The following is an 18447-nucleotide window of genomic DNA, read 5'->3' as shown; positions in this document are numbered from 1 at the left end:
AACAGGTGAATAGCATGTGGCTCAGCACCCGCCGATGTTTGTTCCTGCTGATGTGCCTTTGCCTGTCCCTGTCGGCCATGGCTGTCGAACTGACGCCCCGGGAAAGCGCCGGCAAACGGCTTTATCGCCAGGGACGCTCGGCCAGTTCGGCCGAGGTCTCGGCACGGGTCGGCGCGGCGGACATCCTGGTTCCCGGCTCGGTGGTTGCGTGCGCCAATTGCCATGGTGCCGATGGTCGCGGTCGCCCGGAAGGCGGAGTGCGACCACCCAACATCACCTGGCAACGCTTGAGTGCGCCTTACGGTCAGCGCGAGGTCAATGGCCGCAATTATCGGCCCTACGATGAGCGCGCGCTGCTCCGGGCAGTGACCGAAGGGCTCGACCCGAGTGGCAATCGGCTCGACCCGGCGATGCCCCGGTTCGTACTCTCGAGTGCCGACCAGCTCAGCCTGGCGGCCTACCTCAAACGCCTGGAAGACGACCGCGATCCGGGCCTGGACAACGATCGGCTACTGCTCGGCACGCTGTTGCCGAGCAGTGGGCCGCTGGCGCAAGCGGGTCACACCGTGGCCGCGGTGTTGCGGGACAGCATCGACCGCATCAACCAGGCCGGCGGCATCCATGGGCGACAACTGCAATTGATTATTCTTGACCCCGGCCCGGACCTGGCCAGCGCCGAGCAGGCCTTAAGCAAGCTGATCGACGAGGAGCAGGTGTTTGCCCTGGTGGCACCGCTGGCGCCGGCCCTGGCCCCACGCTTGCCCGAGCTGCTGGAGGCGGCCGGGGTGCCGCTGGTGGGCGCGCAGACCCTGCTCGAAGCGAGTAGTGCGCCCAGCCGACAGATCTTCGAACCGCTGCCGGGGCTGCGTGAGCAGTTCAACGCGCTGGCCAATTACGCGAGCGATAACCTGGCCCTGGCTTCGAGTCCGGTCCTGATCGTCTCTCCCGCCGACGGCTCGCTGGAGCTCCAGGTCCGCACTCTGCAGCAGTACCTCAAGAACCAGGGATGGCAGGACGTGCGCCGTCAGGTGTATTCGGTGGACGACCGCGCCGGCCTGATCGGTACGGCCGGCGACGTCAGCTCAGTGTTTTACCTGGGCAGTGCCGAGCACTTCAGTGAACTGGCCGGCCGCCTGCACAACGCCGGACTGAGACCTTACCTGTTCGCCTCTTCGGCCCAGGTGGCCGGGGATATCCTGCAGCTGCCGGAGGCATTTTCCAGACGATTGTTTCTGGCCTACCCCTTCATCCCCAGCGACTGGAGCGCCCCTGGGCGTTCGGCATTGACCAAGCTGCGCCGGCGCCAAGGCCTCGATGGTCAGCATGCGGTGATGCAGGTGAGTGCCTATTGCTCGGTGGCTCTGCTCGGCGAGGCGCTGAAAAGGGCTGGTCGGGATGTCAGCCGGGAGACGCTGGTCGAGGCGCTGGAAAGCCTGCATGACTTTGATACCGGCCTGACCCCGCGGGTCAGCTTCGGGCCGGGAAAACGCATGGGGCTCAACGGCGCCCATATTGTCACCGTCGACCTGGGGTCGCTGCAGTTCTATCCGGTGGCCCCTTATATCCCGCTGGAAACGACGCCCTAAGGGCAAGGTCGGATCATGAAACGCAACTACCTGCTGTGGTTGGTGTGTCTGCTGTTGGTTTCTCAGGTGTACGCGGTGAGCGAAGGCGGTACGCCGGTGGCGCGGGTCAATGGCACACCCATCACCCAGACGCGCCTGCAACACTACTTTGCCGAGTACCTGCAGGCACAGGGTCGGGCGCTCAGCAGCATCCGCAGCCCGACGCTTTATAAACGTCTGCATGATGCCGCGCTGAATGATCTGATCGATCGGGAACTGCTGTGGCAGGAAGCCCTCAAGCGCGGCGTGAGCATCAGCGACAGCCAGGTTCAGGCGCAGGTCGACGGGTTGCGCCAGGCCTTCGGCAGCGAGCGCTTTGCCCGGCGCTTGAGCGACGCCGGTTTCGATGAACAGAGCATTGTCGAGTACACCCGTCGCGAGCTGGCCGCGCAACAGGTCTACGCTGAACTGGGCCAGGTGGCCGACCCGGACGAGGCCCAGGTAAAGGCCCTGGTCGAGCAGAACCCTGAAGCCCTGACTCGCCCGGAGCAGGTCCGGGCCCGGCATATCCTGCTCAAGGTTGACGCCGGGGCTGAGCAGCAAAGTGTCGAGGCCACCCGTCAACGGCTACTCGAACTGCGCCGGCAACTGGTTGAGCAGGGCGCCGATTTCGCCACCCTGGCCCGTAGTGTCTCCCAGGACAGCAGTGCCAGTGAAGGTGGCGATCTGGGCTACTTTTCACGCTCGACCATGGTCCCCGAATTCGAAGGAGCGGCCTTTGCCCTGCCGCCGGGAGAGGTCAGCGAACCGGTGCGAACAAAATTTGGCTGGCATTTGATTCTGGTTGAGAACCATTCGCCCGTGCAGGATGTCGAACGGGAGCAGGCGCTGGCGATGGCGAGACTTTATCTCGCCAGCCAGGCTCAGGCCCAGGCGCGAAGAAATGCGCTGGCGCAATTGCGATCCATGAGCCATGTTGAACGGATTGATTAGCGCTGACGCTGGCACCCGAACGGATAGAGGAACGCTCAGGCGTGTCCCCACAGTTGGGGAATGCTTGAAGAGCAAGCCCGCAAGCTTCCCCAGCTCTGGGGGAAGCCTGTTGCAGTGGATAATTTTCTCCCGTCAAATCAAGAGCATAAATCTAGCGCCAAGCCTGGCATGAAGCGTGCGTAAGCCTTAGTAAGGCACGCACTCCCAGGTTCGGATATCGGATCTGAACAGTTTCAAGGAGTCGGCCCTGTTGAACAAAGTACTGGTAGTCGAAGACGAACAGATCCTGGCGCAGAACCTCGCAGCGTATCTCGAGGCTCAAGGCCTGGAAGTCCGAGTCGCCCATGACGGTGCCAAGGCCATAGCAATAGTCCAAGGCTTTGTACCCGATGTGGTAGTGCTCGATTTCCGTTTGCCGGATATGGACGGGTTTCAGGTGCTCGACGCTGTCCGCCAACACAGGGACTGTCATTTTGTGCTGATTACTGCGCATCCGACCAATGAGGTCTGTGAGCGCGCCGTACAGCTAGGTGTCAGTCATGTCCTGTTCAAACCGTTCCCGTTGGCGGAACTGGCCCGCGCAGTCTGTGACCTGGTCGGCATACGCCGCGAGCCTCGAGCAGGGGCAACCATATCGGAAGGATTCGTCGAACGTCGCCAGAGCAGGAGTGACAGTTTCCCCCTGCAGTTGTACGACGGTAGCTGGGTCCTGGCGGATCGCCGACGAAGGTCGTCGAGTTCGCCTCCAGCCAACGACGGGCCACTGCTAACCGGGGAATAGTGGCGCGATAAGCGTTCAAGGCCCCCGCCGATGACCTGCCGCGCCGAAAGGGCAATAGCCCCCGGGACGTTGGAGCGCAGGTCATGGAGCGTCTGTCATTGGCTGCCGAGCCGGTATCGACCGTTCGAGCAGCGTCGCGATTCACCAGTGAACAACTGGCTCAGGCCAGGACCCTGGCCGCCAGCTCTGGCGAGCGAGCCCTGGAAACCCTGCAAACCCTCAGCGAACTGGACCCGGCAGCCTTCGTCCGTTGCCTGGGTTGCACCCTGCATTACCCGGTACTCGACAGCGAAAGCCTGTTCAAGGCGACTCCGCTGTTCGATCGGGTCAGCCTGGCCCAGGCGCTCAAGCACGAATTCATTCTGCTGCAACATGGCGATCAACTGCTCGGCGTGTTCGCCGACCCCTTCGACCCGGCGCGCCTTGTCTGGATCGATGATCGCCTGCAGGGCGCGCCGCTCTATCTGGTGCATGCCGCCGATCTCAAGATGTGTCTGGCCCGTCATGAAGAGAGCTTTCACGCCGTCGATGCGCTGGATACCCAGGCCGACAGCGCCAACGATCGCGACAAGGACAACCTGCACAGCCTGTCGCTGACCAGCATCAGCGAAGACGCCAGCGCCGTGGTCAAACTGGTCAACTCGACCCTCTACGATGCGCTGAAAATACATGCCAGCGACATCCACCTGGGCATGACCGGCAGCGGCCTGGTGATCAAATACCGGGTCGATGGCGTCCTCAACAACATCAGCAAGGTTCAAGGCAGCGAGTTCGCCGACCAAGTGATTTCGCGGGTCAAGGTCATGGCTGAACTGGATATCGGCGAGAAGCGCGTGCCTCAGGACGGGCGCTTCAAGATCGGTATCAACGGCCGGCAGATCGACTTCCGGGTGTCGATCATGCCGAGCATCTTCGGTGAAGACGCGGTGCTGCGGGTCCTCGACAAGCAGGACCTGGCCGATCGCGTCAGTGGCGTGCAATTGCAGGCCCTGGGGTTTGCCGACGAGACCCTGCGCAGCCTGCGTCGGTTGGCCGCCGAACCCTATGGCATGATCCTCGTCACCGGCCCCACCGGCAGCGGCAAAACCACCACGCTCTACGCGATGATCACCGAGATCAACCACGGCGTGGACAAGATCATCACCATCGAAGACCCGGTGGAATACCAGCTGCCGGGGGTGTTGCAGATCCCAGTCAACGAAAAGAAAGGCCTGACCTTTGCCCGCGGCCTGCGCTCGATCCTGCGCCATGACCCGGACAAAATCATGGTCGGCGAAATCCGCGACCCCGATACCGCGCAGATTGCCGTGCAGTCGGCACTCACCGGGCACCTGGTGTTCACCACTATTCACGCCAACAACGTGTTCGACGTCATCGGCCGCTTCAGCCAGATGCAGGTCGACCCCTACAGCTTCGTTTCCGCGCTCAACGCAGTGCTGGCCCAGCGGTTGATCCGGCTGGTGTGTTCGGCCTGTGCAGTGGTCCGCACGCCAGACCACGAGGAGCTGTTGGCCTCCGGGCTGGACCCGCTGGCGGTGGCCGATTACCGCTTCGTCCATGGCGTCGGTTGCAGCCACTGCCGTGGTACCGGCTATCGCGGACGCACGGCGATTGCCGAGCTGCTGCACCTGGATGACGAAATCCGCCAGCTCATCGTCGAGCGCCAACCCCTGTCGAAAATCAAGGCCGTGGCCTGTAGCCGGGGTCTGCGCCTGTTGCGCAGCTCGGCGCTGGAGCTGGTGCGCGAAGGGCGCACGACATTGGAGGAGATCAATCGTGTCACTTTCGTCTCGTGATCTGTATATCGCTGTGCTCGGTGCCAATGGTGTTGGCCTGGGTCATCGGCGCGGTAACGAAAACCACTGGTTGGGCAGCGTCGGCTTGATCGGCGAGCGCTACGCGGACTGGCCATTGGCATTCGATACCCTGGAGCGCCTGATCAACGAGCATGTGCCCCGGGGCGCGGCCTTGAGTGTGGTGCTGTCGGCGCATTACCAACGTTATTGCCTGATTCCATGGAGTGCGCAGATCAGCAGCCCGCGGGAATTGCTCGCCTATGCCCAGGCCTGCTTCGATGATCTCTACGGTGTTTCAGTGCAGCGCTGGAGTATCGCGCTGTCTCCCGAGGCGGCGGGTTCGAGCCGGATCGCCGCGGCCTTGCCGGAAGAGTTGTTGCTGCGATTGCGCACGCTGGCGACTCAACGCGGCCTGCATCTGCGTTCGGTTCAACCCTACCTGATGACTGCCTTCAACCGCTTCCAGCGCCAACTGGGGCAGGGCGACTTGCTCTTTGTGGTCGCCGAGCCGCTGCGCAGTGTGGTGCTGCTCAAGCGCGCCGGACAGTGGCAGGCGGTGCTCTCGCTGGGCTGCCCTGACAGCGACGAGGCCTTGGGGGCGCTGATCGCTCGCCAATGCGAACTGCTGGACGATCCCGCCCAGCCAGCCTTGAACCTGTACCTGCACGCACCAGGACGGCAGAACGATTTGCCGGATCTGGCCGGGGTGCAGTTGTCACTCGAGGCCACGGGGCCGGTGCCCGTGCGTGATGTGTTGTTCAACATGTCTCGGGCGGTGGCTTGATATGCGCCCGCTACAGCTCGACTTCCAGCCACGCCGGCACAACAGGTTGCTCGGTGCGAGTCTGTTGGTCGTCGCAGTGCTGTTGGCACTGACCTGCGCCGCACTGTATCGGCACCTCGACGAACAGCAACAACTGCAGCAGCAACAATTGCAGCAGGCCCAGCACCAGTTGGGCGGCGATGTTCCCGGCAAGGCCGGCCTGTCGCCAGCCGAGAGCCGCGAGCAGGAACAGAATCTGGCCCAGATGCGCCAGGTCTCGCAGCAGATGCGCCGGCCCTGGGAGCGCTTGTTCGCGATGCTCGAGTCGCTGCCCCAGGACGATGTCGCCCTGCTTTCACTGACCCCCGATGCGCGCAAGGGGCAGGTCCGGATCAGTGCCGAGGCACGCAATCTGGAGGCCATGCTGGAGTTTCACCGGCTGCTGGAGAACAGCGCGGAGCTGAGCGACGTGTCGTTGCTCAACCACGAAATCCTCGCCAAATCCACCGATCACTCGGTGCAGTTCAACCTGTCGGCCACTTGGGAGATCAGCAATGGCAATCCCTAGATTGATCGTTCACGAACAGCTGCAAAGCCTTGGCTGGCCCGGGCTGGCCGGAGCGCTGCTGATGTTGCTGGTGCTGCTCTACGCCGCAGTAGGCCTGGTGCCTGGCTGGCAGGCCCTGGAAAACGTTCGCCAGCGCAGTCTGGAAGCGGACGACTATCTGGTGCGCATCGAACAGGGCAGCGTCAGTGCGCCCATGATGCCCCAGCGGCAACTGGACGAGTTTCACCGCCAGTTGCCGGCCCAGCCCGAAGCCACCGTGGCCATCGACCGGATCTATGCGCTGGCCACCGCACAGAAGATCACCCTGGCGCGCGGCGAGTACGCCCTGGGCGTCGATCCGAAGACTCACCTGGCGCGTTATCAGATTCTCCTCCCGGTACGCGGCAGCTACCCGCAACTGCGACGCTTCCTGCATGAACTGCTGGGCCAGTTGCCGGCGCTGGTGCTGGAAGATGTCGACCTGCAACGCAAGCGCATTGCCGACAGCGAACTGAGCGGACGCCTGCGCATGACCCTGTACCTGTCGAGGTCCAAATGAACAGACAACGTACCTTCGGCTGGATTGCCTTCCTGGCGCTCGCCGGTGCGCTCGCCTGGGGGCCGAAGATGTTTTTCGACCAAGGGCAGGATCCTGACGAGGCGAGCAGCACTGCCGCGTCACCGGCCAAAGCCGGCAAGGCCCGATCCGCTGCAGTTACGCAGCAGGCGGCAGCCCTTGCGGCTAAACCCCTGAACATGAGTCGCGACCTGTTTGCGGCCAAGAGCTGGAAACCTGCGCCGACCCTGGCGACGGTCACCGAACAAGCGCCTGCGGTCCTGCCAATGGCAGTTGCCCCGAGCGCTCCACCACTGCCTTTCCAGTTCATCGGTCGGATGGACGATCGCAGCGATCTGCAGCTGTTCCTGCAGAGCGGCGAAAAACTCTACGTCGTGCGCATTGGCGACGTTATCGACGATACCTATCGGATCGAGCATATCTCCGCCACGGAGCTGAGCCTGGTCTACCTGCCCTTGCATCTGTCCCAGACGCTGTCTGTAGGGAGTACACCATGAACTCGTTCCCTTGGGGCTTGCCCGTGCCTTGCCTGGTTTTCGCGGTTTGCCTGAGCCTGGCCGGATGCGGTGCCAGCTCCGCCAGAAAAGAAGGCATGTCCCTGATCGAAGAGGGTCAGTACGAAGCCGGACTGGCCCGGTTCGAAGAGGGCTTGCAGAAGTACCCGCGCGATACCGAACTGAACATTGCGATGAGCGCCGGCCATGCCCGTTCGGTCAGGGCGCTGTTGACCGAGGCCGATCAGGATCGGGCCATGCGTGACTATGCCTCGGCGCGAGTGAGCTACGGGCGAGTGCTGACCATCGAACCGAGTAACGTTCGAGCCCGCGACGCGCTGCGCCAGATCGAACAGCTGCGCAACCTCGATGAGTACCTGCGCCAGGGCCAGGCCAACCTGCGCCGAGGCGACATTTTTGGCGCCGAGCGTCAGGTTCGCGACATCCTCGCCCTCGACCCGAAAAACGAAAGCGCGCTGGAACTGCGCCGCAATATCGAACAGATCCAAAGCCGCAACGTCGTCCCTTATCCGCAACTGCGCATGCGCCTGGATCGTCCGGTCACCCTGGAGTTTCGCGACGCCAACCTGAAGGTGATCTTTGAAGTGCTGTCCCAGGTCGCGGGCCTGAACTTCATCTTCGACAAAGACCTGCGCCCGGACATGAAGGCCACGATCTTCGTTCGCGATGTGCGGATCGAAGACGCGGTGGAGCTGCTGCTGCAACAGAATCAACTGCATCAAAAGGTGGTCAACGACAACACCCTGCTGATTTACCCCGACTCGCCGCAGAAGATCAAAGATTATCAAGAGCTGGTCATGCGCACCTTCTACCTGACCAGCATCGACTCCAACACCGCGCTGAACATGGTCAAGACCATGCTCAAGACTCGCGATGTATTCGTCGATGAACGTCTCAATACCCTGACCATGCGCGATACCCCCGATGCGGTGCGCATGGCCGAAAAGCTCTTCCAGTCCCAGGATCAGTCCAACCCCGAAGTGGTGCTTGAAGTCGAGGTCATGGAAGTGTCCCGGCAACGCATTCTCGACCTCGGCCTGCAATGGCCGAACACCTTCGGCGTGATCAACAGCGACGGCACCGGGGTGAGCATTCTCAACCAACTGCGCGGCATCGATTCCGGGCGGATCTCCATTTCGCCGTCACCGCAGTTGAAGATCAATGCCCAGGACAACGACATCAATACCCTGGCCAGTCCGGTGATTCGCGTCAGCAATCGCGAGCAGGCGCGCATCCATATCGGTCAGCGAGTACCGATCATCAGCGCCACCTCGATGCCTTCGACCCAGGGGCCGGTGATTACCGAGAGCGTCACCTACCTGGACGTCGGTCTGAAACTGGAAGTGCAGCCGATCGTTCACCTGAACAACGAAGTGGCAATCAAGATCGCCCTCGAAGTCAGCAATGCGACGCCGCTGGAACCCACCCGCCAGGGCACGATTCCGGTCCAGGTCGATACTCGCAACGCCCAGACCACCCTGCGTCTGCATGACGGCGAAACCCAGGTGCTGGCCGGTCTGATGCGCAATGACCATGGCGCCACCGGTAACAAGATTCCCGGCCTGGGCGATATCCCGGGACTCGGCCGACTGTTTGGCAGCAACAAGGATTCGGTGGGCAAATCCGAACTGGTGCTGTCGATCACTCCGCGGATCGTGCGCAATCTGCCTTACCAGAGCCCTTCGGACATGGAGTTCCCGACCGGCACCGAAACCAGCATGCATATCCAGAACATGGACCGCTCCAGGGATCCGAAGGAGTTTGTCGAACCGGACCCTGACACCGAATCGCTGGCGGCTGTGCGCAACAACCCGAGGCCTTGAATCATGAACCGCAGCCAGGGTTTCACGCTGATCGAAGTGGTCGTCACGCTGGCGCTGATCGGGCTGCTCGCGAGCATCGCCGCGCCGCTGACCGAAACCGTGGTTCGGCGCGGCAAGGAGCAGGAACTGAAGAACGCGCTTTACCAGATTCGCGATGCCATCGATGTCTATAAGCGGGCGTCCGATGCCGGGTACATCGAAAAGTCCATCAGCGGTAACGGCTATCCGCCGAACCTGCAGGTACTGGTGGAGGGCGTGCGCGACGTGCGCAGTGCCAAGGGCGCCAAGTTCTATTTCCTGCGGCGCCTGCCACGCGATCCGCTGGTCACGGCCAAGCGCGACCAGGACGGTTGGGGGCTGCGTTCGTATGACAGTTCCGCGCAGAACCCGCGTGAAGGCGAAGATGTATTCGACGTCTATTCCCTGGCACGCGGCAAAGGCCTCAATGGCATTGCCTACGGAGAGTGGTGAGTCTATGCGCCGCGATAAGGGCTTCACCCTGATCGAATTGCTGGTGGTCATGGCGATCATCGCCACCCTGATGACGATTGCCGTGCCGCGCTATTTCAGCAGCCTGGAAAACTCCCGGGAAACCACGCTGCGCCAGAGTCTGGCGGTGATGCGCGAAGCGCTGGATCACTACTACGGCGACACCGGGCATTACCCCGATTCCATCGACCAGTTGGTGGAACAGCGCTACTTGCGCAGCCAGCCGCTGGACCCGATCACCGAACGCAAGGATCTCTGGGTGCCGGTGGCGCCACCGGATGGCGTTGCGGGTGGGGTCGCCGACGTCAAGAGCGGAGCTACCGGGAGGGCGCGTGATGGCAGTCTCTATGCAGAGTGGTAGTGCGCAAGACCAACAGGGTTTCACCTACCTGGGCGTGTTGTTTCTCATCGTGCTGATGGGTGCTGGTTTGGCCAGTGCCGGGCAGGTCTGGTCAAGCGCGGCACGCCGCGAGCACGAACGTCAACTGCTGTGGGTAGGCACTCAGTATGCCCAGGCGCTGCGCAGCTATTACCGTAGCTCGCCGGGCCTGGCGCAGTACCCGGTAACCCTGGAGGTGCTGCTTGAGGACGACCGTTTCCCGTCGCCCAAACGGCACCTGCGCCGACTCTATCCGGACCCGATTACCAACTCCGCCGACTGGGGCCTGATGCGCGGTTTCGACGGGCGCATCACCGGGGTTTACAGCCAGTCCGAGGAGCCGCCGCTGAAACAGGCGGACTTCCCCACCCAATGGGTCGACTTCAGCGGTATGAACCGTTACTCGGACTGGCAGTTCGTGGCTGAAAAAGCCTTCCTCGACAACGCGGCCGGCGCGGCGAAAGCCACGTCCCCTGCACTGAATCCCTGAGGAGCCGACATGTCCAGATCAATCCTGTCGTTCCTCGCCTTGACCCTGCTGCTGAGCGTCGCGCTGCAGCCGGTGCGGGCCACCGAAGAAGATGAGCTGCTTGGCTTTATCGTCGACGACAGCATCTCGCACATCGGCCACGAGTTCTTCTACGCCTTCAGTGAACGTTTGCGGGCTACCAGCCGCCTGGATTTCAACCTGGTGGTTCGCGAACGGCCATCGGCCCGCTGGGGCAGCCTGGTGACGGTCGAGTATCAACAGCGAGTGATCTATCGGCGCTTCCTGCCACCCAATACCGTTGATTTGAAGGAGGTGGCCGTGGAGGCCGCGGACCTGGTCAAGATGCAGATCATTCGGCACAAGCTGGAAACTCAATTACAGGACACCACCGACCTTGAGAGGGACGAGTTATGAATACCAAATCGCTTTCACTGGCCGGCTGCGTCTTCCTCGTCCTGGGTCTGAGTACCCAGTCGGGAGCCACGGAGCTGGTCTACACGCCAATCAACCCATCGTTTGGCGGCAACCCACTCAATGGCACCTGGCTGCTTAACAACGCCCAGGCCCAGAACGATCACGACGACCCGGACAGCAAGTCCCGTTCGGCGTTCTCCGGCACTTCGGCACTGGAACGCTTCAGCAATCAGCTGGAATCGCGGTTGCTCTCGCAGTTGCTGGACAACATCTCCAGCGGTAGCGCCGGCAGTCTTTCTACCGATTCGTTCCTTATCGATGTCATCGACGACTCCGGCGCCTTGAGCATTCAGGTCACCGACAGAGCGACCGGTGAAATCTCGGAAATACAGGTCAACGGCCTGGCTCCTTGAAGGAGTATTTGGTCACAAGGGAGATACGACCATGAAACGTTTGCTGATTCCGTTCCTGATGTTGGCAGCTCTGCAAGGTTGCAGCCTGCGCGACCCGATGTCCGCCGAACAGGACACCGCAACACCGACCCTGACGCCCCGTGCATCGACCTATTACGACCTGCTTGCAATGCCGCGCCCCAAGGGTCGGCTGATGGCGGTGGTCTATGGTTTTCGTGACCAGACCGGCCAATACAAACCAACGCCAGCCAGTTCCTTTTCCACCAGCGTGACCCAGGGCGCGGCCAGTATGTTGATGGATGCGTTGCAGGCCAGCGGCTGGTTCGTGGTGCTGGAACGCGAGGGGCTGCAGAACCTGCTGACCGAACGCAAGATCATTCGCGCCTCGCAAAAGAAGGCCAATACGCCGGTCAACATCCAGGCTGAACTGCCGCCCTTGCAAGCGGCCAACATGATGCTCGAGGGCGGCATCATTGCCTACGACACCAATGTGCGCAGCGGTGGGGAAGGGGCGCGTTACCTGGGCATCGATATTTCCCGTGAGTACCGGGTCGATCAGGTAACCGTCAACCTGCGCGCCGTAGATGTGCGCAGCGGGCAGGTGTTGTCGAATGTGATGACCAGCAAGACCATCTATTCGGTCGCACGCAGCGCCGGGGTGTTCAAGTTCATCGAGTTCAAGAAATTGCTGGAGGCCGAGGTCGGCTACACCACCAACGAACCAGCGCAGTTGTGCGTGCTGTCGGCAATCGAGGCGGCGGTGGGGCATATGCTGGCGCAGGGCATCGAACGGCGCTTGTGGCAGGTGGCGGGGGATAACAGTGGCGATCAGAGTGTGATGGACCGGTACCTGAGCCAGGCTCAGTCGCCGGTGCAACAGCCGTAATTTTGGGGCATGCACAATTTAAATGTGGGGGCGGTTTTTGTGAGAGCGGGCTTGCCCCAATGCCAGTCAGTTAACAGAAATCTATGGTCGGACAATCAACTGTGGCGAGGGAGCTTGCTCCCGCTCGGCTGCGCAGCAGTCGTAGAACCTGCACATGCGGTATGCCTGGCAGAACCGGCTTGCAGTTTTCAGGGCCGCTGCGCGCCCCAGCGGGAGCAAGCTCCCTCGCCACAGGTGTGAAGTTCACCTGAAATCCTTGGTGTACCTATCCATTTCTGCGGCAACGGCCACTTAATGGTTTCGGACTTGTTCGCAAGTGCCCCGGCTTTCAATATACGGAAACATCTTACGCGCCCATCAGAAGAACCTTATTTTCACCGCAGCCCCCATCGTGAAAGCTTGCGAGCGCTTGAACGAGGGTGGAAATAAAGCCCCCCTGTACACCCCATACAGACCAGGGAGGCCTGAACATGTCCAACCCACTGCGCACTTTCTTCGACCACAGCCGGCACACACTCTGGGTCCGCAATGTCGACGCAGCGCTCGACGTCCTGACCTTCCACGGCGAAGAATGCCTGAGCCAGCCGTTCAGCTACAGCGTGGAATTTACCTGCACCCAGCAGGACCTGGCCGCCGACCAGCTGCTCGGCAAGGACGCCCGTTTCAGCCTGCACGCCGCCCCGCAAAAGCTGCCGTTCCTCGGCCTGCCCGTGCCCAAAGTCAAGCCGCTGCGCACGCTGCACGGAGTGATCAGCGGCTTCAAGCGCCTGTCCGGCTCCGTCGACGAAGCCCGCTACGAAATTACCCTCGAGCCGCGCCTGGCGCTGCTCGGCCGCGGCCGGCAGTTTCGTCTCTACCAGCACCAGTCGGTGCCGGAGATCGTCGACCAGATCCTGCGCAGCCGCCACGACTTCCGCGGCCAGGATTTCTTCTTCGACCTGCACCGTGAATACCCCAGGCGCGAACAGGTCATGCAGTACGGCGAAAGCGACCTGGCCTTCATCACCCGGCTGCTGGCCGAGGTCGGCATCTGGTACCGCTTCACCAGCGACGAACGCCTGAACATCGACGTCGTCGAGTTCCACGACGACCAGCGCGCCTACCAGTTCGACGTCGAGCTGCCATACCGCCCGCCCGCCGGGCTGAGCAGCGGCCAGGACGGCGTGTGGCAGCTGCAGACCCACCATCAGGTGGTGGAACAGCACGTCAACATCCGTGCCTACCACTCCAACGACGCCAGCGCCTGGCTCGACGGCGACATCGACCACAGCCGCGGCGCGAAAACCACCTACGGCGAGGCCTACCACTACGCCGAGCCCTACCGCGTGCTCGGCGACCGCTACCAGCACTACGAAGACCTGCAAAGCGAAAGCGGCTTCTTCTACGCGCGCCTGCGCCACGAGCGTTACCTCAACGACCAGACCCGACTCAGCGGCACCAGCAGCAGCGCCAGCCTGGCCCCCGGCCAGGTGCTGAAAATCTCCGGCGGCGCGCCGCAGGCCTTCGCCCCCGGGGCGGTGATCACCCGGCTGAGCACCCGCGCCGCTCGCGATGCCAGCTTCGAAGCCAGCTTCGAGGCCATTCCCTACTCGGAAAGCGTGTGCTTCCGCCCGCCGTTGCCGGCCAAACCGCAAATCGCCGGCACCGTCCCGGCCCGCATCAGCAGTCCGAAGGCTCATGATCCCTACGCCGAAATCGATCTGCAAGGGCGCTACCGGGTGCAGTTCCTGTTCGACCGCGACAGCTGGAAACCCGGCCAGGAAAGCATGTGGCTACGCCTGGCGCGGCCCTACGCCGGCGACACCCACGGCCTGCACCTGCCCCTGATCGCCGGCACCGAAGTGGCGGTGGCCTTCGAACAGGGCGACCCGGACCGCCCCTACATCGCCCACGCCCTGCACGACAGCCAGCACCCCGATCCCGTCACCCTGAAAAACTACAAGCGCAACGTGCTGCGCACCCCGGCCAACAACAAATTGCGCATGGAGGACAACCGCGGCCAGGAGCACGTCAAGCTCAGCACCGAGTACGGCGGCAAGAGCCAGCTGAACCTGGGGCATGTGGTGGATAGCCAGAAGCAGAAACGTGGCGAAGGCTTCGAGTTGCGGACTGATGACTGGGGGGCGATTCGTGCCGGGAAAGGCCTGTTCATCAGTGCCGAGGGTCAGGCCAAAGCTCAAGGCCAGGTGCTCGACATGAGCGCCGCCTTGGACCGCTTGCAACAGGCGGGCGAACAACTGCTAAAACTCTCCGTCGATGCCCAGGCCAGCCAAGCCGAGCCGGCGGATGTGCAGGCGCAACTGAACCTGCTCAAGCAAGACCTGGAGCAGCTCAAATCCTCCGTACTGCTGCTCAGCGCACCCCAGGGCATCGCCCTGAGCAGCGGCCAGCACCTGCAACTGGCGGCGCAACACAACCTGATGCTCAACGCCGGCGCCGAGGCCGATATCAGTGTGGTCAAGCGCCTGTTCGTCGGCGTGGGGCAGGGGCTCAGCCTGTTCGTGCGCAAGCTGGGCATCAAGTTGATCGCCAACCAGGGGCCGGTGAGCGTTCAGGCGCAGAACGACAAGCTGGAACTGCTGGCGCGGCATGGTCTGGACATCACCAGCACCGAGGACGAAATCCACATCGTCGCCAAGAAGAAAATCACCCTCAACGCCGGCGGCAGCTACATCACCCTCGATCCGCACAGCATCGAAGCGGGCACGGCAGGCGACTACAGCATCAAGGCGGCGCATTTCGAAGCTCAAGGCCCGGCCAGAAAGGTACTGGAAATGCAACCTTTACCTCACTTGACCGAGCATGAAACCGAGTCCCTGAGGCATACGGATATCTCTGGCTAACCCCTTTGCAAGGAGCGAACACCCCATGAGCAACTTGTCCACTTGGCTTTTTGGCCGGCGCTACACTGACCGGAACTCTGTGTTTGATGTGCGCGATGCCCCGATCCTGCCGACGCCCGACACCGGCCCGGTCCGCTCATCCTTGCCCCCGGAACCAGGCACCGACGCCCTGCCACCGCTGAAGAACTGGAGCCATCCGTTCAAGGACACGCGCAATCCGCTGCAGCAGTTGACCCACTTGGCCAAGGCGACGGCGGGCTATTATCCGCTGGGGATCAATGGCCTGTGGCACGGTGGCGTGCATTTCGACAGCGGCACCGCCGACGGCCTGGATCAATCCAGCGTGCAGTGCCTGGCCGATGGCGAGGTGGTGGCCTACCGCATCGACACGCGCTCGCCGACCACGGCCTACTGGGTCCACAAGCTGTCCGTAAAGAAACCCTTCTCGCGCAATTTCGTGCTGGTCCGCCATCGCCTTCAGCCGCCGAAGATCGAGGGCAGCCCGGACACACCGCCGAGCCTGACCTTCTACAGCCTGTACCTGCACCTGCAGGACTGGGCGGTGTACCAGGAGGACCCCGCCCTGGCCCGCCCCGCGTTCTGGCCCGAGGCGGCAGTCCGTCGGGTCAAGGACACGGAGAACGACGTACGACCCGGCCAGCCAGAGCAGCGCGGCCTGAACGTGCGCAACCAGGCCGCCTGGCGGAGCACGGTGATCGACCTCCTGCCACGGGGGGCGGAGGTGACGGTCAGCGGCGAGGGTGATTACCGCAAGCTGGAGAACACCCTCGGCCCGGCCAAGCTGACCACTGCCGAGGGCTCGCTGCGCGGCTATGTTTCCATCACCCAGCTGAGACAGAGTGCCGGGGACGAATATCACGTCGCGACACGCTGGGGCTCGCTCAACGTTCGCGCCGAACCGAGCTTTCACAGCGAGGTTCTCGAGAAACTGCAGGATGGCACCCAAGTCACGGTCAGCGGTGAAGGCGAGTACCGCAAGCTGGAACGCATCGACCAGTACGTGCATTTCAAATCGCTGCAAGGCGCACTGGAACCGCTGGCGTCGGATCGGGTGGTGGTGCTCGACCGACCCATCCCGATCAAGGCCGGAGAGTTGATCGGCCACCTCGGCCGGTATCAGGACTGCCATGCTGAGTGCCCGGAAAAGAAACTGCACCTGGAGGTGTTCAGCACCGACACCATGAGAACCTTCATCGCGGCCAGTCGCGCCTGGGCAGATCGTCTCCCGGCCCAGGACAAGACCTGGCTGAAACTGGCCAAGGGCACGGCGGTGGTGGCGCATCAGGACAACTACAGCGCCACGCAGTGGCCGATCTTGAGCGCGGCCAACACCCTGAGCGACGCCGACCTGCTGGTCCCCAATAGTTTGCTCGAGGGCCTGCCGGCCGACAGAAAAATCGCGGTCCCGGCCACGGCTGACCGCAGGGCCTGCAACTGGTACCGCCTCGATCGACTGCTCCACGATGCCGACAACAACCTGCTCGATGGCTGGGTGCGCGAAGAAGTGGGTGTCACCCCCTGGGTCAGTCCCTGGTCATGGGAAGGCTACGACGTCATCTTCGACTACGACTCCCCTCGGGAAGTCCTGGCCTCGTTCCTGCGTGCCGTTGACCACTTCAGCGAAACGGAACTCGAACGCTACGGCCCCATGGCCGACGAAGGGGACAAGGGCCCGCTCAAGAGCCGGCTGTACGACATCATCGACCGCAACCGCGACGGCAAGATGACCGCTGAAGAGCTGCAAGCGGCGCTCCGCCTGCCGGCCCATGCCCAGTCGATCTCGCAGTTGATCGTGCGCTATGAAAGCGAGTGGTACTACAAACCGCAGAAGTGGGACATGCTGGACGAACTGCTCGGCCATAGCGGCTCGACCCCGCACCTGAACTGGTTGGCGGAGAAGGAGTGGGTCAAGCAACTGAGTTGGTGGAGTGAGGTGGCGGAGAAAGTTGGGCTGCCGGCGCATGGGAGGGTGTATCACTTTCATCCGTTGGGGTTGGTGGGGTGCTTCTCTGCAGTTAGTGATGACAATGATTTGAAGTGGTTAAAAGTACCTTATGGCCAACTGACCTTTGATGCTGAAGGTAACGATATAGAAGATGAGTCGCATCGTTTGTACCGATACTTCAGTCGGGTTGCGCATTGGCCTGGCGGTGTGTCTGGCGTAACAATTGGGCGAGGCTATGATCTCGGTCAACGGCCTGATCCAGGAAAAGACCTGTGTGAGGCTGGCGTTGAAGAGCCGCTATTATCTTGGCTAATTGGGGCTAAAGGACTTCAGGGAGATAAAGCGAAGACTTATCTTGCCCAGGCTCCAGCAGATATCCGAAAGCATAAAATTACTAGAAAGCAGCAGTATGATCTGTTTTTGCCTGTGTATGACTATATGAAAACAAGAGTAATTCAAATATCCAGTGTTAGAAGCAATGAAGAAAATTATGGTGTGCTCAGCTGGAATGAGATCGACAGAAGGATTCGGGATATTGTAATAGATCTGATTTACAGAGGAGACTATCACAAAGATACAAGGCCTTTTATTCAAAGACCCTTTGTAGAAAACGATCTTGGGAAGATGAAGGAAGTAATGTCCAGTCGAGATAATTGGAAAGGCGTTCCAGATGATAGGTTTCAAAAGCGAGCGGAGTATCTAAAGAAATGAAAATATCATTTTTTGTTATTTTGGCATTCTGCCTGGCCGGCCTGACCGAAGCCCAAGCCAAGGAGTTTGACTATCGGAATGTGCTAGAGGCAGGAACAGGCCGCGTGGGAGATAATCTTGTTCGATATCTGGTTTGGTCGGAGGACCACTGCATCGTTATTCAGAATATGGTTTTTGGTGGGAGCGGCAAAGTCTCAGCAGAGAAAAAAATTTGCTCATTGGAAGGAAAACGTTTTAGTAATGGTTATGCCGAAGTAGATTTTAAAAAAGGGAGCTTTGAAGATGGCAAGCTTTTCTTGGACCTTGAAGTCTATCCGTTACGTTTGGTTGATAAAGTAATCATGACTTGCGAGGTCGTGTTCAATGATGGCGTAGCAGATCACCTCTCCTGTAAAGAAAAACTCGCCGAAGAAAATTGCACCTGCAACTCTATAAAATCAGATTCTAGAACTTCCGAGGTCGCAACCGAGGGGGCCAGATAAACGCCGAGGAATGG

At 61.4% G+C, this 18447-nt stretch carries 18 protein-coding genes; all 18 read left to right on the top strand.

Annotated elements, in window-relative coordinates; translation table 11 throughout:
- Positions 1 to 14 precede the first annotated feature (14 nt).
- Positions 15 to 1586 carry a cytochrome c/ABC transporter substrate-binding protein gene (locus ACA064_RS21535; RefSeq protein WP_497669933.1) on the top strand — a complete coding sequence of 524 codons (1572 nt, stop codon included), beginning with the start codon at positions 15 to 17 and terminating at the stop codon, positions 1584 to 1586.
- A 15-nt stretch (positions 1587 to 1601) separates the two neighbouring features.
- Positions 1602 to 2558, top strand: coding sequence for a peptidylprolyl isomerase (locus ACA064_RS21530; RefSeq protein WP_497669932.1), 957 nt, complete (start codon positions 1602 to 1604; stop codon positions 2556 to 2558).
- Between the two features lie 247 nt (positions 2559 to 2805).
- Positions 2806 to 3339, top strand: coding sequence for a response regulator (locus ACA064_RS21525; protein WP_497674304.1), 534 nt, complete (start codon positions 2806 to 2808; stop codon positions 3337 to 3339).
- Positions 3340 to 3422: 83 nt separating this feature from the next.
- On the top strand, positions 3423 to 5135 hold the full coding sequence (locus ACA064_RS21520) for a GspE/PulE family protein (RefSeq protein ID WP_497669931.1): 1713 nt from the start codon (positions 3423 to 3425) through the stop codon (positions 5133 to 5135).
- On the top strand, positions 5116 to 5919 hold the full coding sequence (locus tag ACA064_RS21515; RefSeq protein WP_497669930.1) for a hypothetical protein: 804 nt from the start codon (positions 5116 to 5118) through the stop codon (positions 5917 to 5919). Before ACA064_RS21520 ends, ACA064_RS21515 begins: the two co-directional genes overlap by 20 nt.
- Before the next feature lies 1 nt (position 5920).
- Complete coding sequence (locus ACA064_RS21510; RefSeq protein ID WP_497669929.1) at positions 5921 to 6466, top strand: PilN domain-containing protein; 546 nt, start codon at positions 5921 to 5923, stop codon at positions 6464 to 6466.
- Positions 6453 to 7004, top strand: coding sequence for a GspMb/PilO family protein (locus ACA064_RS21505; RefSeq protein ID WP_497669928.1), 552 nt, complete (start codon positions 6453 to 6455; stop codon positions 7002 to 7004). Before ACA064_RS21510 ends, ACA064_RS21505 begins: the two co-directional genes overlap by 14 nt.
- Positions 7001 to 7519, top strand: a complete 519-nt coding sequence (locus ACA064_RS21500) for a hypothetical protein (protein ID WP_497669927.1) — start codon at positions 7001 to 7003, stop codon at positions 7517 to 7519. The genes ACA064_RS21505 and ACA064_RS21500 overlap by 4 nt, the downstream gene beginning before the upstream one ends.
- Positions 7516 to 9360, top strand: coding sequence for a type II secretion system protein GspD (locus ACA064_RS21495; protein ID WP_497669926.1), 1845 nt, complete (start codon positions 7516 to 7518; stop codon positions 9358 to 9360). The genes ACA064_RS21500 and ACA064_RS21495 overlap by 4 nt, the downstream gene beginning before the upstream one ends.
- 3 nt (positions 9361 to 9363) lie before the next feature.
- A complete protein-coding gene (locus ACA064_RS21490; RefSeq protein ID WP_497669925.1) occupies positions 9364 to 9831 on the top strand; it encodes a type II secretion system protein in 468 nt (155 codons plus the stop codon).
- A 4-nt stretch (positions 9832 to 9835) separates the two neighbouring features.
- On the top strand, positions 9836 to 10210 hold the full coding sequence (locus ACA064_RS21485) for a type II secretion system protein (RefSeq protein ID WP_497669924.1): 375 nt from the start codon (positions 9836 to 9838) through the stop codon (positions 10208 to 10210).
- A complete protein-coding gene (locus ACA064_RS21480) occupies positions 10185 to 10718 on the top strand; it encodes a type II secretion system protein (RefSeq protein WP_497669923.1) in 534 nt (177 codons plus the stop codon). The genes ACA064_RS21485 and ACA064_RS21480 overlap by 26 nt, the downstream gene beginning before the upstream one ends.
- Before the next feature lie 9 nt (positions 10719 to 10727).
- Entirely contained in the window at positions 10728 to 11132 is a 405-nt protein-coding gene (csgE, locus tag ACA064_RS21475; RefSeq protein ID WP_497669922.1) for a curli production assembly/transport protein CsgE, read from the top strand.
- On the top strand, positions 11129 to 11545 hold the full coding sequence (locus ACA064_RS21470) for a curli assembly protein CsgF (protein WP_497669921.1): 417 nt from the start codon (positions 11129 to 11131) through the stop codon (positions 11543 to 11545). Before csgE ends, ACA064_RS21470 begins: the two co-directional genes overlap by 4 nt.
- A gap of 31 nt (positions 11546 to 11576) precedes the next feature.
- Positions 11577 to 12431, top strand: coding sequence for a CsgG/HfaB family protein (locus tag ACA064_RS21465; RefSeq protein WP_497669920.1), 855 nt, complete (start codon positions 11577 to 11579; stop codon positions 12429 to 12431).
- A gap of 470 nt (positions 12432 to 12901) precedes the next feature.
- Complete coding sequence (locus ACA064_RS21460; RefSeq protein WP_497669919.1) at positions 12902 to 15274, top strand: type VI secretion system Vgr family protein; 2373 nt, start codon at positions 12902 to 12904, stop codon at positions 15272 to 15274.
- Between the two features lie 25 nt (positions 15275 to 15299).
- A complete protein-coding gene (locus ACA064_RS21455; RefSeq protein WP_497669918.1) occupies positions 15300 to 17951 on the top strand; it encodes a DUF8812 domain-containing protein in 2652 nt (883 codons plus the stop codon).
- Entirely contained in the window at positions 17948 to 18433 is a 486-nt protein-coding gene (locus tag ACA064_RS21450) for a hypothetical protein (RefSeq protein ID WP_497669917.1), read from the top strand. Before ACA064_RS21455 ends, ACA064_RS21450 begins: the two co-directional genes overlap by 4 nt.
- The last annotated feature ends 14 nt before the right edge of the window (positions 18434 to 18447 follow it).

It is taken from the genome of Pseudomonas sp. LBUM1658 (genome assembly GCF_059716055.1).
This window is presented reverse-complemented; position numbering and strand designations above follow the sequence as displayed.

Coding starts and splice junctions, on each gene's coding strand:
- ACA064_RS21530 (WP_497669932.1), top strand. CDS start 1,602: ATGAAACGCAACTACCTGCTGTGGTTGGTGTGTCTGCTGTTGGTTTCT.
- ACA064_RS21460 (WP_497669919.1), top strand. CDS start 12,902: ATGTCCAACCCACTGCGCACTTTCTTCGACCACAGCCGGCACACACTC.
- ACA064_RS21520 (WP_497669931.1), top strand. CDS start 3,423: ATGGAGCGTCTGTCATTGGCTGCCGAGCCGGTATCGACCGTTCGAGCA.
- ACA064_RS21500 (WP_497669927.1), top strand. CDS start 7,001: ATGAACAGACAACGTACCTTCGGCTGGATTGCCTTCCTGGCGCTCGCC.
- ACA064_RS21505 (WP_497669928.1), top strand. CDS start 6,453: ATGGCAATCCCTAGATTGATCGTTCACGAACAGCTGCAAAGCCTTGGC.
- ACA064_RS21470 (WP_497669921.1), top strand. CDS start 11,129: ATGAATACCAAATCGCTTTCACTGGCCGGCTGCGTCTTCCTCGTCCTG.
- ACA064_RS21450 (WP_497669917.1), top strand. CDS start 17,948: ATGAAAATATCATTTTTTGTTATTTTGGCATTCTGCCTGGCCGGCCTG.
- ACA064_RS21465 (WP_497669920.1), top strand. CDS start 11,577: ATGAAACGTTTGCTGATTCCGTTCCTGATGTTGGCAGCTCTGCAAGGT.
- ACA064_RS21510 (WP_497669929.1), top strand. CDS start 5,921: ATGCGCCCGCTACAGCTCGACTTCCAGCCACGCCGGCACAACAGGTTG.
- ACA064_RS21485 (WP_497669924.1), top strand. CDS start 9,836: ATGCGCCGCGATAAGGGCTTCACCCTGATCGAATTGCTGGTGGTCATG.
- ACA064_RS21455 (WP_497669918.1), top strand. CDS start 15,300: ATGAGCAACTTGTCCACTTGGCTTTTTGGCCGGCGCTACACTGACCGG.
- ACA064_RS21495 (WP_497669926.1), top strand. CDS start 7,516: ATGAACTCGTTCCCTTGGGGCTTGCCCGTGCCTTGCCTGGTTTTCGCG.
- ACA064_RS21480 (WP_497669923.1), top strand. CDS start 10,185: ATGGCAGTCTCTATGCAGAGTGGTAGTGCGCAAGACCAACAGGGTTTC.
- ACA064_RS21490 (WP_497669925.1), top strand. CDS start 9,364: ATGAACCGCAGCCAGGGTTTCACGCTGATCGAAGTGGTCGTCACGCTG.
- csgE (WP_497669922.1), top strand. CDS start 10,728: ATGTCCAGATCAATCCTGTCGTTCCTCGCCTTGACCCTGCTGCTGAGC.
- ACA064_RS21535 (WP_497669933.1), top strand. CDS start 15: ATGTGGCTCAGCACCCGCCGATGTTTGTTCCTGCTGATGTGCCTTTGC.